The organism is Acetobacterium sp. K1/6, from assembly GCF_034438075.1.
Lineage (GTDB): Bacteria > Bacillota > Clostridia > Eubacteriales > Eubacteriaceae > Acetobacterium > Acetobacterium carbinolicum.
In genome coordinates this window covers 131481-146650 of the sequence record NZ_JAXQGA010000001.1, presented here as the reverse complement: position 1 = coordinate 146650, position 15170 = coordinate 131481, and the positions used below count along the sequence as shown (strand labels likewise).

Annotated in this window: 16 protein-coding genes; 8 read left to right on the top strand and 8 right to left on the bottom strand. The window is 41.1% G+C overall.

The window, feature by feature from the left end; translation table 11 throughout:
* Positions 1–22: 22 nt before the first annotated feature.
* Genes lsrF through U2P91_RS00680 form a run of 5 tightly spaced genes read right to left on the bottom strand, consistent with a single transcriptional unit; the run spans position 23 to position 2917 of the window.
* Positions 23–901: a 3-hydroxy-5-phosphonooxypentane-2,4-dione thiolase gene (lsrF, locus tag U2P91_RS00700; protein WP_111887254.1), complete on the bottom strand. Its 879-nt coding sequence runs from the start codon at positions 899–901 to the stop codon at positions 23–25.
* Between the two features lie 2 nt (positions 902–903).
* The gene (locus U2P91_RS00695; RefSeq protein ID WP_322518745.1) at positions 904–1902 is read right to left on the bottom strand and encodes a dihydroxyacetone kinase subunit DhaK; all 999 of its coding nucleotides are present in this window, start codon (positions 1900–1902) and stop codon (positions 904–906) included.
* A gap of 41 nt (positions 1903–1943) precedes the next feature.
* A complete protein-coding gene (locus U2P91_RS00690; protein WP_322518744.1) occupies positions 1944–2138 on the bottom strand; it encodes a hypothetical protein in 195 nt (64 codons plus the stop codon).
* Positions 2110–2265, bottom strand: coding sequence for a hypothetical protein (locus U2P91_RS00685; RefSeq protein WP_322518743.1), 156 nt, complete (start codon positions 2263–2265; stop codon positions 2110–2112). The genes U2P91_RS00690 and U2P91_RS00685 overlap by 29 nt, the downstream gene beginning before the upstream one ends.
* 25 nt (positions 2266–2290) lie before the next feature.
* Positions 2291–2917 (bottom strand): dihydroxyacetone kinase subunit L, encoded by a 627-nt coding sequence (locus U2P91_RS00680; RefSeq protein ID WP_162624424.1) that lies wholly within the window; start codon positions 2915–2917, stop codon positions 2291–2293.
* Positions 2918–3122: 205 nt separating this feature from the next.
* Here U2P91_RS00680 and U2P91_RS00675 point away from each other — a divergent pair, with 205 nt between their 5' ends.
* Together U2P91_RS00675 and U2P91_RS00670 are read left to right on the top strand one after the other, a co-directional pair.
* The gene (locus U2P91_RS00675) at positions 3123–4046 is read left to right on the top strand and encodes a sugar-binding transcriptional regulator (protein ID WP_322518742.1); all 924 of its coding nucleotides are present in this window, start codon (positions 3123–3125) and stop codon (positions 4044–4046) included.
* 168 nt (positions 4047–4214) lie between these two features.
* Positions 4215–4982 carry a DeoR/GlpR family DNA-binding transcription regulator gene (locus U2P91_RS00670; protein ID WP_111887249.1) on the top strand — a complete coding sequence of 256 codons (768 nt, stop codon included), beginning with the start codon at positions 4215–4217 and terminating at the stop codon, positions 4980–4982.
* A 104-nt stretch (positions 4983–5086) separates the two neighbouring features.
* On the opposite strand, the gene U2P91_RS00665 is transcribed toward U2P91_RS00670, so the two are convergent.
* On the bottom strand, positions 5087–6085 hold the full coding sequence (locus tag U2P91_RS00665; protein ID WP_111887248.1) for a dihydroxyacetone kinase subunit DhaK: 999 nt from the start codon (positions 6083–6085) through the stop codon (positions 5087–5089).
* 283 nt (positions 6086–6368) lie between these two features.
* On the opposite strand from U2P91_RS00665, the gene U2P91_RS00660 reads away from it, so the two are divergent.
* The 3 genes from U2P91_RS00660 (at position 6369) to U2P91_RS00650 (ending at position 8955) form a co-directional block, all read left to right on the top strand.
* Positions 6369–7082: a LytR/AlgR family response regulator transcription factor gene (locus U2P91_RS00660; RefSeq protein WP_111887247.1), complete on the top strand. Its 714-nt coding sequence runs from the start codon at positions 6369–6371 to the stop codon at positions 7080–7082.
* Positions 7079–7939: a sensor histidine kinase gene (locus U2P91_RS00655; RefSeq protein WP_111887246.1), complete on the top strand. Its 861-nt coding sequence runs from the start codon at positions 7079–7081 to the stop codon at positions 7937–7939. Before U2P91_RS00660 ends, U2P91_RS00655 begins: the two co-directional genes overlap by 4 nt.
* A gap of 86 nt (positions 7940–8025) precedes the next feature.
* Positions 8026–8955: a sugar-binding domain-containing protein gene (locus tag U2P91_RS00650; protein WP_322518741.1), complete on the top strand. Its 930-nt coding sequence runs from the start codon at positions 8026–8028 to the stop codon at positions 8953–8955.
* Between the two features lie 138 nt (positions 8956–9093).
* Here the strand turns inward: U2P91_RS00650 and U2P91_RS00645 are convergent, their stop codons facing one another.
* A complete protein-coding gene (locus U2P91_RS00645; protein WP_322518740.1) occupies positions 9094–11010 on the bottom strand; it encodes a DUF2207 domain-containing protein in 1917 nt (638 codons plus the stop codon).
* A 92-nt stretch (positions 11011–11102) separates the two neighbouring features.
* Positions 11103–11660 (bottom strand): LemA family protein, encoded by a 558-nt coding sequence (locus U2P91_RS00640; protein WP_111887243.1) that lies wholly within the window; start codon positions 11658–11660, stop codon positions 11103–11105.
* Between the two features lie 246 nt (positions 11661–11906).
* Between U2P91_RS00640 and U2P91_RS00635 the strand changes: the two genes are divergently transcribed.
* The 3 genes from U2P91_RS00635 (at position 11907) to rbr (ending at position 15019) form a co-directional block, all read left to right on the top strand.
* On the top strand, positions 11907–12557 hold the full coding sequence (locus U2P91_RS00635) for an HAD hydrolase-like protein (RefSeq protein ID WP_162624422.1): 651 nt from the start codon (positions 11907–11909) through the stop codon (positions 12555–12557).
* A 9-nt stretch (positions 12558–12566) separates the two neighbouring features.
* On the top strand, positions 12567–14348 hold the full coding sequence (locus U2P91_RS00630) for a hypothetical protein (protein WP_111887241.1): 1782 nt from the start codon (positions 12567–12569) through the stop codon (positions 14346–14348).
* A 74-nt stretch (positions 14349–14422) separates the two neighbouring features.
* On the top strand, positions 14423–15019 hold the full coding sequence (gene rbr, locus U2P91_RS00625) for a rubrerythrin (protein ID WP_322518739.1): 597 nt from the start codon (positions 14423–14425) through the stop codon (positions 15017–15019).
* The last annotated feature ends 151 nt before the right edge of the window (positions 15020–15170 follow it).

The following is a 15170-nucleotide window of genomic DNA, read 5'->3' as shown; positions in this document are numbered from 1 at the left end:
CTTTATTGTGATTAACGACAAATTAACGAGAAGAAAGATCAGTGTAAAACGCAAAGGCTTCGGCACCGGTAAAACCTTCATGAACTACCTTACGGATGCTCTGGATCATTGCCGTCGGATTACCCGCCTGGAAGACATTCCGCCCCATATCGACTCCGGCAGCACCTTTTTGAATCGCCTGATAGGTGATTTCCAGGGCGTCCTTTTCGGGAACTTTTTTACCACCGGCAATAACAATGGGGACCGGACAGGCCGCTGTAACTTCTTCAAAGTTATCGCAGTAATAGACCTTCACAATCTGGACCCCGAATTCAGCCAGCATCCGGGTGGCCAGAGAAAAGTATTTGGTGGTTCGCTCCATTTCCTTACCCACCGCCACCACGCCCAGGGTAGGGATGCCATATCGGTTGCCAGCATCCACGGTTTTGATGATATTTTCAATACTCTGGCATTCGTGTTCAGACCCGATAAAGGCCTGAATCGCCATGCAGGTTGCATTCATCCGGATCGCGTCTTCGACATTGACACCGATGATTTCCTTGCTCATATCCTCCTTTAGAACCGAACTTCCGGCAGAACAACGCAGGGCGATGGCTTTGTTATGATCCGGTCGGATACAGGTTCGCAGAGCGCCCCGGGTAGCCATGAGGACGTCCGCATAGTCTAAAAGCGGTGGGATGGCCAGATCCATGCGCTCCAATCCCTGGGTAGGCCCCATGATATAACCGTGATCAAAGGCCAGCATAATGGTATGACCACTGCGGGAGTCAAATATTTTTGACAATCGGGTCTTCATGCCCCAATCCACATCATCCATTCCTTTGACATGAAAATTCCGTTTCGCCATTGGACGGTCAAACCCAAAGTCCTTGGCTTTTTTGATTGAATCCTGATCTGCCATCGCTATCGACTCAAATACGGCGTTTTTGCCGGAGCTTCCCAATAGGCCAGTTTTTCCGGATCCATACGAGCAAAGAAAAGCTGGAAGCCGGCTTGTTCCTGGACTGTTAAAACTTCTTCGACCCAACTGGCGACAATTTTAATACCCTTTTCGCTGAGATAGTGGTGAACCCGACGGAAAACCAGTAGCATCTCCATAATGGTGGTGGCACCGGTACCATTGACAATGACCATCACCTCTTCGCCGGATTTCAGAGCCAGATCTTTAAGGAGTGCATCGGCCATAATCACAGCAGTTTCGTCGGCAGTAGCCATTTTTTGACGCCCGCCACCGCCTTCACCATGCTGGCCCATGCCAACCTCCATTTCATCTTCACCAAGTTCGGCAAAGGATGCACCATTCTGGGGATGGGTGGCAGTTTTGCAGGCAACGGCAATGGTAGCCATATTGTCGGCAAAATCCTGAGCAATCGCGGCCACTTCTGTCAACGATTTACCCTGCGCGGCAGCGGCACCACAGATTTTATAAAGCGGCACACAGCCAACCAGCCCACGGCGGTTGGCAGCGTCAGAGCGGGGCGCATTGGCGATGTCTTCCTGAGTGACCACCTTTATGACGTTTAATCCCAGTTTTTCGACTTCTTTCATGGTTCGGTCACCGGCTAACATATCTCCGGCATGGTTTAACACCACAAAAAGTACACCCTTGCCCTTATCAGCCAGTTTCAGCGCTTCCAGTACGGCTTTGTAACCGGGAGCCGCAAAAATGTCCCCAACAACGGAAATATCAATCATTCCTTCGCCGACAAAACCTTCTAAAGCCGGTTCATGACCGGCACCGCCGATGGTGACAATGGTAACCCGATCGGCAGTCGAAAGACCATTGTTGATGATCAAATTATGTTCGGTCACCTCAAGGATTTGTGGATTGGCCAGAGCCAGACCTTCTAATAATTCAGCCGTGATATTATCCGGATTGTTAATAAACTTTTTCATCGTCATTACATTTTCCCCCTTTAATAATTATTTAGAACAGTTTAAATTTATTTTATTTCCATCAATTCAATAACCGTGCCATCGACTTTGACAAAGGCAATGTCCAGATGTTCGTCAACCGTCATCCGTTCGTTTAAGACAAGGGCCTGATGATCCTTGATAAAGGTATCGATATTGGGAACCTTGTAGGCAATATGGTTAAAATTAACGACATCAGGATGAAGGGGGGGTGCCTTCTTCAAATCTCAGATACTCAAACTTGAAAGGGTTGTTGTTTGGCCCTGAAATATGAACCTTTAATCCCTCGGCGTAAAATTCTTCCAATACCGGTTCCGTAACGGGAACACCTACGTGCATAATTTCGTACATTTTTTTCTCCTTTTAAATTTTAGTTTTATGCTAAATATCCTTTGGCCAGCCCTTCGTAGAAAAAGGCAAAGGTAACCGAACCAGGATCCTTATGACCTAAACAGCGGTCGCCAATGTATCGGGCCCGCCCAAATTTTGCCAGCATCCCGGTCGTGTTATCAGATCCGGTTCGGGCTGCCTGAGCAGCTTTTTTAAGAGTCGTTTTCATGTCTGCGGTGGAACTGCGGATTACCTCGGTGGCCGGGTAGATGGCATCCATCATGGTTTTATCGCCAACAACCGCTTTGGAGGTGGCAAAGAATTCGTCATAGGCTCCGAGCAGAATACTTTTTATGAATGTATCGGTATTAGGTGCATCAGGATCGGCGGCTTCAGCCATACCATAAATAAAAGCGCCAAACAGGGGGCCAGCTGAACCACCACTGACGTCTTCCAAGGCATCAGTGAGGGATTCTAACCCTGTTTTCAGGTTGGTGGTTTGATTCCAGGTTTTTATTTCGTCAAACATGACATTTGTCAGTTTTTTCATGGTTGTACCATGATCCCCATCACCAAGAGCGCAATCCAGTTCAGTTAGGATTTCAACATGATCGGCAATTTCGCCGGCCGCGGCAAGGAGTAAGTCTTTGATTTTTAAGGGTTCCAGTGGCATTAAATCACCTCCACAATCGTTTACATATTTGCCATTAGTATAACAAGTGTCGATCAATAAGTCAAACAAAAATAGCATATGTTAGTCAAAAAAACAGTTAAATTTCGAAATGTTTTATTAATCAGACAAAAACTTGACATATGTAGAATATTGTTATATATTAAACAAATAAAGACTGACATATGTAAAGAAATGGAGTGAACAAATGAAAGAAAAAGAACTAATACGATTGATTCACATTTCAAAATTATATTATGAAGAGAACAAGACACAGGCAGAAATTGCCAGGATTTTGGATATTTCCAGACCCTCAGTGAGTAGTTTATTGAGTAAGGCCAGAAAAGAGGGGATCGTAAGAATTGAGATCCTTTCGTATCAACAATCCAACATCGGTTTGAGTCAGGGCCTATGTCGCCGTTTTGATCTAAAAACCTGTCATGTGGTGGCATCGGTAGAGGCTTTCCATCAGGAGGCGGCAACGGTCTTATTAAGTTTTCTTGAGAAAAGCAAGGTTTTAGGCCTGGGATGGGGATATAATATCAATAAAATCATTGACGCCTTGCCCCAGACAAATATTCGCGAAACGGCCCATGGCATTGTCTGTCCCCTAATTGGAACTGCGACTGTGCCCCATCGAGGATATCATCCCAATGAGTTGGCCACTGATTTATCACATAAAACGGGGTTTCAGGCAGAATATTTAATTAGTCCAGCTTTTCCAACTACCGAACAAGATCAGGAGTTATTCATGAATACCAATAATTATCTAAATATTCTTGAGCGCTGGCGGAAAATGGATACAGCAATTATGACGCTGGGCAGTTTTCCACTGGTTCCAGACCATGGGACGGCGCTGCGGTTTGGCAAGAAACTCATTCAGGAAAAAGCGGTCGGAAGTCTGCTATCTTATTTTTTTAATGTGCAGGGCGGACAGATTTCCGGAGATGATGATTATGCCATTCAAATTCCTTTAAGACTTTTGACACGGATCAAACATGTTATTGGTATTGTTCCTCCAGAATCCAACACCAATGCAGTTATCAGTTGTTTGCAGAGCGGTTATGTCAAACATCTGGTGATCACAGAACAAAATGCAAAGGACGTTTTGAATCAAATTGAAAGCAATTGACATGTGATTCTTTTGATTAACTTGATGCGGTTATGCTTGCTTTAAAAATGATTTGTAGGTACAATTTATATATCATTGTATACTCTGGTCTTTAGCAAAATATAGTATCCTTGATAATCTGTGAAACTTAGTTTGGGTAAATAACGATATTGAGTAAGGAGAAAACAGATGTTACATATTGACCGCAGAAAAGAAATATTAAACACAATTATGAGCAAAGGTTCGGTTAAAGTGGCCAGTCTTTCAGAAAAGTATGGTGTCGGCGAGGCGACAATCCGACGGGATTTAAAATATTTAGCTGAGGAGTATGGGATTACCTTGTCCTATGGGGGAGCTTTTCGAAAAGAAAAAATTAACTATCAGACGACGTCCGAAATGGATATTTATAAAAAAAGGACCCAGAATATTGAAGAGAAGCGGTTCATTGCACAAAAAGCCGCCAAGCTTATTAAAAACGGCGATACGATCGCATTGAATTCCGGTAGCACCGTCGAACTGATGCTTGACTATCTTGAAAACATCAAAGATATTAATTTAATTACGCTCTCTTTAAGTGCCGCATTAAAGGCATCCGCTATTTCTGGGATCACGGTTTATATGCCGGGCGGGAAGCTTCGCAGTTTTTCTGGTGCATTTTACGGTAAAAAGGCCAATGAATTTTTAAAAAGTTTCAATATTGATAAGGCATTCATAGGGGTGATGGCGGTGTCAATTGATAAAGGGATTACGCATGGTGCTTTTGAAGAGATAGAAATCAATCAGACAATTCATGAAATCAGTCGCAAGCGTTACCTCATGGCAGATTACTCGAAGTTTGATAAGGTCTCGCTGACAAAAATGATTGATTTGAATGTTTTCGACGGTTTTGTCTTGGATGATAAAGTCCCAGAGATATACAGGGAATACTGTAAAAGTAATGGTATTGAGATGATTTAAAGTTTAAAAATAAAGAACGTCGCGAATCTCGTTTTTGATTCGCGACGTTCTTATTTTGTTAATAAGCAGGTTAGGAGTGGCTAAAACTTAAAAGAATCAGGTCTTTATCGCACCAGATAAGGCGTACGTGCCGGTGCATTCCAATACCAGAGGTTTTGTGCATTCATGCGGGCAAAAAACAATTGAAATCCGGCTTGTTCCTGAACGGTTAGAACTTCTTCAACCCAATTTGCCACAATTCGGATCCCTTTCGCACTTAGATATTTATGAACGCATCTAAAAATGATCAACATCTCCATGATCGTAGTAGACCCCGTACCATTGACAATCACCATAATTTCTTCGCCAGCACAGAGGTTTAAATCGGTAATGAGCAAATCGGTCATCAGAATGGCCGTTTCATCGGCATTCTTCATTTTTTGACGGTCACCGCCACCTTCGCCATGCTGGCCCATGCCAATTTCCATTTCATCAGTCCCAAGGACCGAAAAAGCGGAACCGTTTTGAGGATGAGTAGCTGTTTTGCAGGCGACGGCTATGGTAGCCATATTATCGGCAAAGTCTTGAGCAATGGCAGTAACATCCTGAAGGGATTTCCCCTGGGCGGCGGCTGCGCCGACAATTTTATAAAGGGGGACACATCCCACCAGACCGCGGCGTCTGTCCGCAGCGGTACGGGGGGCGTAGGCAACATCCTCCCGGGTAACAACCATCGATACCGCGATTCCGGCACGACGTGCTTCTTCTAGGGTTTGGGTTCCAGCCAGCATATCACTGGCATGGTTTAAGACAATTAAAACAATACCCTTGCCCTTGTCGGCAAGACGAAGTGCTTCAAGAACAGCCTTATATCCAGGCGCAGCAAAGATATCACCAACAACAGCAACATCGATCATGCCTTCGCCAACAAATCCTTCAAAGGCAGGTTCATGACCAGATCCTCCCAGGGTTACAATCGTAACACGATTGGCCGTTTTAAGTCCTTTGTTGACGACAAGATTATGGGGTTTTACCTCGAGAAGAAATGGATTGGCCAGTGCCAAACCTTCTAGTAATTCGGAGGTTATGTTTTCCGGTTTATTAATGAATTTTCTCAGCGTCATGACGGGGTTCCTTTGTATTTTAACGTTTTGATTGAATAATTCCAACTGATGTTTTGAGGTAATATTATAATCACAATTTACCAAAAACTTAAATCGAATGGGAATAATTAATACTAGCAAATTTTGACGTTTAAAACAATAATGATGTCACGAAAACAAAGTTTGATGTCATCAAAAATAACAGAAAGAGGAGAAATGAGAGTAAAAGATTGTAACAAGAACATTTATACGATATAATAATTCATTGAAAAGTTCAGTTTCGGCTGGAATAAAAGGTGAAAAGATGTTAAAAATTGCAGTCTGCGAAGATGAGGAACAACATAAAAAAATACTGGTAGATCTGATTAGTCGATATCCATTTAAAACCGATTATTGTTTAACCACATTTCAGTATGGCTATGAACTTATTGCAGCAAGTAACCGTGGTAGTGCGTTTGATGTTATTTTTCTAGACATGCGCTTAGATCAGGAAGATGGGATTGATATCGCAAATGAAATCAGAAAATCGGGTAATACTGCCCGTATTATTATTACAACATCCTTAATTGAATATGCTGTTTTGGGTTATTCAGTTAGCGCCAGCGATTTTTTATTAAAACCATTCCCGCAAGAAAAATTATTTCAAGTTTTAGAAAAACTGGAAAATGACATAAAAAACGCAAGATCTAATTTTTATGAAATTGATATAAACAATGAAAAAATATTTTTAAAAAGTGATGAAATACTATACTTTGAGAGTCTTGGCAGAAAAATGAAAGTCGTTACCTTTGATGAGGCGTATGAATACTACGATAAGATCACAGCACTACAAAAAGAGCTTGATCCAGTTCGCTTTGTTTTATGTCATCGATCTTATATTGTTAATCTCAAGAATGTAAAAAGCATCAAGATGAAAATGGCAGTATTAAAAAATGGTGTGATGATTCCAATCAGTCCCAAAAGAAATCAGAAAGTTTACGATGCCTTCACGCGGTATATGGCGGGATCGATGGAATGAAGAATTCTTCAATCATTCGAAATATTATACTGATTAGTATTCCGGTTATCAGTTTAATTGTCGGCATGAACCTTTATCTTATTGATGTTCATGTTGAAGGTCGGCATTTGGTAGGATTCGCTTCACTGGGTGCCCTGGTCTATATCAATGTGGTTATTTTCATAATCTTTAAAGTATGGGATCATGAGTCTAAAAAGACAAATGAATATAAGACGGCAAATGTTCAGTTGGAACTCCAACAAAAACACTATAAAGAAATGCTGGAAAAGAACTATGAGGTAAGAGGATTATGGCATGATATGAACAACCATATCATTACCATGCAGTATTTAATCAAGAATCAGGCTTTTGATGAAATCGAAGATTACCTGAAGCAGTTTCACGAATTGCTTCAGAATGCGGTGGATCATAATCGTTCTGGAAATTATGTGGTCGATGCATTGCTAAACTATAAAATCAAGGTTGCATCTGATCATCAGATAAATTTTGATCATTACATTGCGATTCCGGAAAACCTGAAAATGAACAGTATCGATCTGTCGATTATACTGGGGAATGTTCTGGACAATGCCATTGAGGGATGCCTGCGGGATGCCCGGCAGAATCATGACAAAATTATCAAGTTTAATATGTACTACAAGCGGGAGAGCTTGCTCATTGACATTGAAAACACCATTGATCGGACAACGATTCAAAAAGCGGGGAATAACATGGTCAGTAGCAAACGGATTGAGGACAATCAAAGTGGTTATGGTATTTCTAATGTTAAACAGGTTTTGAAAAATTACGAAGGAAACATGGTGACTCAAATCCTCGATGATCGCTTTAAATGCACGATTTTGATTCCTCTGGACTAAATTGTAAGGAAATCCGTAAAATTGACAAAAGCTGATGAATGGGTTATATTATATCTGCATTTAAAGCGTCAAGGTGAGGTGATTTGTTGAAAGAAAAAGAATTGTGCCGTTTAATACATGTTTCTCAATTATATTATGAGGAAAACAAAACCCAGTCTGAAATTGCCAGAGATCTAGATATATCACGTCCTGCGGTCAGTTACCTTTTAAATAAGGCCAGAAAAGCGGGGATCGTAAAAATTGATGTACTTTCCTACCATCGTACGATCAGAGGAATCAGACATGAATTGTGTCACATTTTTAACTTAAAAAGCTGTCGTGTGGTGACGTTGCCGGACGATCTTTATCAAATTGGGGCAGATGTGCTCGTGGAATTCTTGCCCAAAACAAAGATACTCGGTTTGGGTTGGGGTTATAATATTGATAAGATTATTGCCAAATTTAAAAAAAGTCCGGGAGAACTTAATAGCGGTGTAATCTGTCCGCTTATTGGCGCAATAACGGCGCCCCAGCGTGGTTATCACCCAGATGATCTGGTCAAGGCGCTCGCTCAAAAAACTGATCGCCTGGGTCAAGTTCTTAATTGCCCAGCCATTCCCGCCACCGCCAAAGAGCAGGTTCAGGTGATGGCGACTGAAGATTATAAACGCATCGAAGACTATTGGAAAAAGACGACAACAGCACTGATAACCCTGGGAAGCTTTCCCTCAGTACCGGACCATGGTTCAGCAATGCGGTTTGGCAGAAAACTAATCAAAGAAAAGGCTGTCGGTTGCCTGCTCACATATTTTTTTAATCCTCAGGGGGAATTAATTCCGAGTGAGGATGACTTCGCCATTCAAATTCCGTTAGAGCAGTTAGCCCGGGTCAGAGATGTCATCGGATTTGTGCCTCAGGAAGCTAATGTTGCTTCGATTATCAGTGGGCTGAAAACCGGTTATTTTAAGCATCTGATTATTACCGAAACACTGGCAAGTGAAATAATTAACCAAATGGATGAAAACAAAAGTGTTTAGTAAGGAAACAAAAAAGAGGAAACTAAAAAAACGTCGGATCATCAAAATGATTCGACGTTTTTTTATTGGTAAAATATTGTTTCAAAACGGAATGGTCATCGGTATCTTCAGCCGGTTTAGATTTTAGAGAAAGGGTGATTACCAGCCACCGACGCCACCGCCACCGCCACCACCGCCGGAGAAACCGCCACCGCCGGAGAAACCACCACCGCCGAATCCACCGGATCCGGAGTTGGGCGGAACAATAATATCAGATGCGATACTGTTCATACTCCGTGTTAAACTTGAAACGAACAATAACGAGGTGAAATTATTGCCATATGTGGTACCATAATACCAACTGGGTTGTTCAATAGCAATGGACTCAAAATTCTTGGCCCACTTATCAGTGACTCCCAATACATAGGCATAGGGTAGAATATTGAAAAAATACTGGGGATTTTCATTGACTAAAGCAAGAATCCGATCCTTTTCGGCTTTTTCGATGAAATTTTTAAAGCCCAGAACCTGTCCCAGCCATAGTCGTCCCGTTTCCGTCCGCCTGGTTGCAATTATCTGGAAAAAGGCGGTGCCATAAGTAGTCAGTAGTGCCAGCAAAGCCGGGAGCAGGGAATTGTATTCCAGCAGGATGTTAATAACGATCAAAATCAATGCCGCTACGATCAAGATAACGATGCCCAGAATCATCTGGCCCACTGTTTTTTTTCTGGCCACTCCGTTGCGGTTTCGGAGTGCTGATGTAATGATATTAGCACCCAAAACGGTGGGAGCAACGGCAAAGCAGGAGACAATGCCGACAAAGATTAATCCTTCAAAAAAGGGCGTAAACATGCCGATTTTATAAGCGCTATTGATAACATAAGCCAGTAGTGGCAGGGACATAATGATACTGATAATTGCCAGACCAACCTTTGAAGCCAGGGTAAAGATCTGATTGTTCGGGATATCAAAATAGCCTTTGATTTGTTCCTTGGTTGCTACGATGGTATCGTAGAAGCTGTCGGGAACACTAGCAGTTGAAAAACTGTCTTTCTGATCAAAAATGCCGTTAAAAAAGGTGTGCTCAAAATCCTCGGATGTTTCCGGCAGGTTTTTTACCTTATGAAAGATGAACTTTTTCTTATCCACCTGTTCAATGGTCATATAGCCCTTATCGGCCCAATACATGAGTAAGGACATTACTTCAGGTTTATCTAAGGCACCATCGACAATAAAACCGATTTGTGAGGGGGTAAAATTCTGCGGTGGATAAAATTCCACTGTTTCCACCGGTCTCTTATCGCGGCCGGCGAAAAACCAGATTAGGGCACCGCCAAGCAGTGATAGACCAAAAATGATATACATAAATGGTAAGAATTCGTCACCAGTGAAAGCGCCGACAAAATAACCTTCGGGTAAATTTATTTTTAGTGTAACACCTTCATTAGGTAAGAGTGGACGGTTTAATGTTCCTTCGATGGTTGTACCATTAACTGAAAAATCAACGGCAGTTGTGTCGAGACTTCCATAAGTACCGGTTAAAAATTCTACATTATTTGCATCGAAAGCTTTAGGCATATTAATTACGAAATGTCCACCAAGAATATTGGTGTTTGTTTGATGTCCGATAATGTCATAATAAACATCGTCCATAGAATCAATTTTATCATCACCAGGGTTCCAATTAAATGAGAGCGGATAAATCTGAGTCCCACTAACATATTCATCGCCGGAACCTATTTTTATTACATAACTGTCATTTTCAGTATAAGTTTCGTAAGTCCATCCCGGAACGGTTATGTTGGTTACGCGGGCGTTGTAAGGAGTTTCAATAGATTGACCATCAATTTCCCGATAAAATGTACCTTTATAATTGATAAACTGATAAATTCCATGAAGGGGCTGAGAAAAAGTAACGGTTAGACGTTCATCGATATCATAGGCGTGGTTTTCTTGAACGTTCATGGTGACATCATATTGGTTGATATCAAAAGACTCCTTCGCAAAGGTGCTTCCGGGAAAAAGAATTCCTAAAAGAAGAAGGCTTAGAAGTATCAAGGTGCTTTGCTTTTTCACATGGTTTACCTCCCATAAATTTTAACTGACAGCGCTTTAACGCGCCGTCAGTTTTGCTGTAATAAACAAACTTTTAAATGCATTCGACTTGCTTAGTTAAATTTAACCTGAACGTTTTCGCGTTCTTCGGCAGAACCAACCTCAAAGAAGGGTTGTTTTTTGAATCCGAACATACTGGCAACCAGATTGCTGGGGAAAGATTCAACCTTGGTATTCATGGTACGTACAACCGCATTATAATATTTGCGAGAGTTGGCAATTTCATCCTCCAACATTTTTAACTGTTGTTGCAGATCCAGAAAATTTGTATTCGCCTGAAGTTGGGGATAAGCTTCCGCCACTGCAAAAAGACTTTTCAGGGTGCCGGATAAAGCATTTTCATTGGCGATTTTTTCGTCAATGCTGGTTGAATTCATGGCCGCTGTTCGGGCAGCCGTTACCTTGGTGAAGGTTTCAGATTCATGGGTAGCATAACCCTTGACTGTTTCAACTAGGTTGGGAATCAGATCGTATCTCTTTTTAAGATAAACATCCATGGTGGAAAAAGCTTCTTCAACCTGATTTTTAATACTGACAAAGCTATTTCGAGATAAAATAAGCCACAGACCGATGATCACAATAAGACCGAGAATAATTGGTATAGCAATCATTTTTATAATCCTCCTTAAATAATTTTGGTGTTGATATTATATCACGTCCCCATACTGGCTACAATATAATAAAGGGATACTTTTAGATAGGAACATTTAACCAATTTTCTAAGAAAATGTCGGTGTTAAACGATTTAATCCAGTTAAGTGTAATATTTTGTCTTGTTGGAGAGGCCTATCTATATTATAATTAATCAAATAACACAGTCTGATGTTTTAAGAAGAATGTTTGCAAAAGGAGATGTAATGTACTACTCACACATATTATTTGACCTGGACGGAACCCTTGTTAATTCAAAGGAAACAATACATAATTCTTTTGAATATGCGCTAAAAAAAATGAAGGTTTCCAATCCGAAAATCCTGGATATCGAACCGCTGATTGGGCCACCGATTCTTAAAACCTTTCAGGAAGTTTATGGGTTTTCTCTCGATGACGCCAGAAAAGGTTATGAATTTTATCTGGAGCAGTATGTTGGTAATGGCGAAATGTTTCGGGCCAAGCTTTACGAAGGTGTCGAAGAGACGGTTCGTACCCTCTATCAAGAAGGCTGTTTTCTGGGTGTGGCGACAACTAAAAATGAAACCAATGCCCGGAAAATTATTGATACGCTCAATCTTGATATCCAGATCGACCGGGTATATGGTACCTATAATGACGGTACCCGTAGCAATAAAAAAGAAATCATCACTGATCTATTAGAAGATAATGATGTGCAAAGTTTAGAGCATGTCCTGATGGTGGGAGATCGGCACTATGATATTATTGGTGCCAAAGAAGTTGGCATTGACTCGGTTGGCGTAACCTATGGTTTTGGAAGTGAAGATGAACTAAGGCAGGCTGGGGCGACCCACCTGATTACCAGCATTAACGAATTAATAGCGATAATAAAATAGGAGGCCATCATGGAATCGAAAAACATTAATTTGGAACGAACGGCTTTGATCAAAGGCGATTTAAAATTTACAAGCTTTGGGCAACTGATTAAGTCAACTCTTTTTAAGAAATTAGTTAGAACCTTTATCGACGAACTCACTGTAAAAAAATCCTATCTGATCAAGACCTTAGAACCCTTTGAAAATGAGAAAGGCGAATTTAACGAAACGGCATTCGTCGATTTTATTTATCTACTTAATATTAATCCCTTAGAAGAGATCATCAAATCAGGCTATTTTGATATTCAAGTCACACATGAAGAGTATTCGCAGCTATTCTTAGGATTTTTGGAAGGATTTTATAACTATTGGCGAACGATCAAGCGGTTCATGATTAAAACCGATGAGTATAGTGCTGACGAGAATACTAAACGTTCCAAGGCGTATTCATTGGCGTCTAATAATGATGCCTTCAAAAAGATGGTCTTGGATTTATATCGAAACATTCATTTCAATGTTACCGGAAAAAGCGTCAGTATCTACCGGCAACTGCCCAGCGGGGCTCAGGTGGCGTTTTTAACGGATAAATTTAAATTTGATCGTGAAGTAAAAAGTAAAAATGATTCATTGTATAAGGTGCCCTATATCTGGGAGGCGATTTTTGAACCACCCGTTATTTTCTATACCCAATCCAGTAAACGCGATGGGGTCTTTCCGGTAAAAGACAAACGGATCTTGCAGAAATTCTATCTGGACTGTGACGAATGGTTTGCCATTCCCGTGAAGGTGGGTCGTTTGCTTTCTATTGTCTATGTTCAAAAAGAATATCTGGCTCTAGGGGCTGGCTTGTTTAATCTCTTTGAAATGGCGACGCCGGAAGAATTTACCAAACAAAAGCCGGATGCGGTAGTTTTCTTTGGCCTGGATGAGTCGATTTTTGAAGACGATGAAAAACTGGGATTTGTTGCCAAAGAAGACGAGGTATATTATGGACTTTTACCAGATAGCCCTCAAATTGACTATTTTGGTTATATGAAAAAAATGATGCTTACCCTTCATAATATCATCCAAATCGAAAAGAAAGCCATGCCAGTTCACGGCGCCTTTGCCAAAATTCGGCTTGGTGGAAAGAAATCAGCAAATATCATGCTAATTGGCGATAGTGGCGCTGGCAAATCAGAAACCTTGGAAGCCATCAATAAACTCCCCAAGGAGTTGGCTTGCGATTTTGATATTCTAATTGATGATATGGGTTCTCTCCACTTTAATAAGGAAGGGGAGTTAATGGCTGTAGGAACTGAAATTGGCGCCTTTGTTCGGTTAGATGATCTTCAGCCCGGATATGCCTACAGTACCATGGATCGTAGTATTTTTATGAACCCGAATATTGTTAATGCACGGGTTATTGTACCGCAAATGTCTTATGAAGAAATATCAAAATCGACTCGGGTTGATTTTGTCTTCTATATTAATAACTACGAAGAAATTAGCGACACGACACCGCCCATCGAAATGTTTGATGATTTGGATGAGGCCTACGCAGTATTTTGTGAAGGTAAGCGGATGGCCAAGGGTACTACCGGAGAAGTGGGAATAACAACCACCTATTTTGCCAATCCCTTTGGCGCAGTACAGTTTAAAGAGGAACATGAAAAGATCGCCAAAAAGACCTTCAAGAAAATGCGCGAAACCGGCGTTGAAATTGGGATGATTAGAACCCAGTTGGGGATTCCCGGTTATGAACAGAATGGTCCTTTTTTGGCGGCCCAGGCGCTTATTCAGTTTATTGACCAGTTAAATAAACCCGAATGATCAAGAATGTTTAAATTTTGTGAAATCGGGTATATATTGAAAGTAAGTTTATAATCATTATAAAGGAGAAAAAAATGGGTAAATTAAAAGGAACAAAAACGTTAGATAATTTGATGGCATCTTTTGTTGGCGAGTGCCAGGCAAGAATGCGGTATACGTATTTTGCATCAATCGCCAAAAAAGAGGGCTATGTTCAAATCAGTGAATTCTTCACAGAAACCGCAGGTAATGAAAAAGAGCATGGTGAATTATTTTATAAACATATTACAGATAACGAGTATACCATGGGCAACGCGATTGAACTTTCAGTAAACGCCACTTATCCAGTTGCTCTTGGAGACACGAAAAACAATTTGCTGCATGCCGCTTCAGGAGAAAATGAAGAATGGAATGAGCTTTATCCAAAATTTGCTGAAATCGCAAAACAAGAAGGCTTTGATGAGATTGCCGAGACCTGGCTGGAAGTATGTATTGCTGAAAAAGCCCATGAAACCCGCTATTTAAAATTAGCGGCTAACATTGAGCTGGGTCGAACCTTCAAACGGTTTAGCGATGTGAAATGGAAATGCGGTAATTGCGGTTATATTTACGAAGGTTCCGAAGCACCAGCTGTATGTCCGGCCTGTAAACATGCCCAGGCTTATTTTGAACTATTTGCTGAAACCTATTAGAAAAATTTAGCTAAGATAAACAAAAAAGAAACGGCTTTGAGGGCGTTCAACTTAGGGATTTAAGAAAACAAATAAATTTTTGACCGACTCTCTTCAAGCGGAGGGCACAAGTAAAGACCACACCGAAGGATAATACCTTTTGTGTGGTCTT

Excerpts from the sequence above, each read along its gene's own strand:
- U2P91_RS00675 (WP_322518742.1), top strand. The coding sequence starts at position 3,123 with ATGAAAGAAAAAGAACTAATACGATTGATTCACATTTCAAAATTATAT.
- rbr (WP_322518739.1), top strand. The coding sequence starts at position 14,423 with ATGGGTAAATTAAAAGGAACAAAAACGTTAGATAATTTGATGGCATCT.
- U2P91_RS00640 (WP_111887243.1), bottom strand. The coding sequence starts at position 11,660 with ATGATTGCTATACCAATTATTCTCGGTCTTATTGTGATCATCGGTCTG.
- U2P91_RS00695 (WP_322518745.1), bottom strand. The coding sequence starts at position 1,902 with ATGACGATGAAAAAGTTTATTAACAATCCGGATAATATCACGGCTGAA.
- U2P91_RS00630 (WP_111887241.1), top strand. The coding sequence starts at position 12,567 with ATGGAATCGAAAAACATTAATTTGGAACGAACGGCTTTGATCAAAGGC.
- U2P91_RS00685 (WP_322518743.1), bottom strand. The coding sequence starts at position 2,265 with ATGTACGAAATTATGCACGTAGGTGTTCCCGTTACGGAACCGGTATTG.
- U2P91_RS00660 (WP_111887247.1), top strand. The coding sequence starts at position 6,369 with ATGTTAAAAATTGCAGTCTGCGAAGATGAGGAACAACATAAAAAAATA.
- U2P91_RS00635 (WP_162624422.1), top strand. The coding sequence starts at position 11,907 with ATGTACTACTCACACATATTATTTGACCTGGACGGAACCCTTGTTAAT.
- U2P91_RS00670 (WP_111887249.1), top strand. The coding sequence starts at position 4,215 with ATGTTACATATTGACCGCAGAAAAGAAATATTAAACACAATTATGAGC.
- U2P91_RS00665 (WP_111887248.1), bottom strand. The coding sequence starts at position 6,085 with ATGACGCTGAGAAAATTCATTAATAAACCGGAAAACATAACCTCCGAA.
- U2P91_RS00655 (WP_111887246.1), top strand. The coding sequence starts at position 7,079 with ATGAAGAATTCTTCAATCATTCGAAATATTATACTGATTAGTATTCCG.
- U2P91_RS00680 (WP_162624424.1), bottom strand. The coding sequence starts at position 2,917 with ATGCCACTGGAACCCTTAAAAATCAAAGACTTACTCCTTGCCGCGGCC.
- lsrF (WP_111887254.1), bottom strand. The coding sequence starts at position 901 with ATGGCAGATCAGGATTCAATCAAAAAAGCCAAGGACTTTGGGTTTGAC.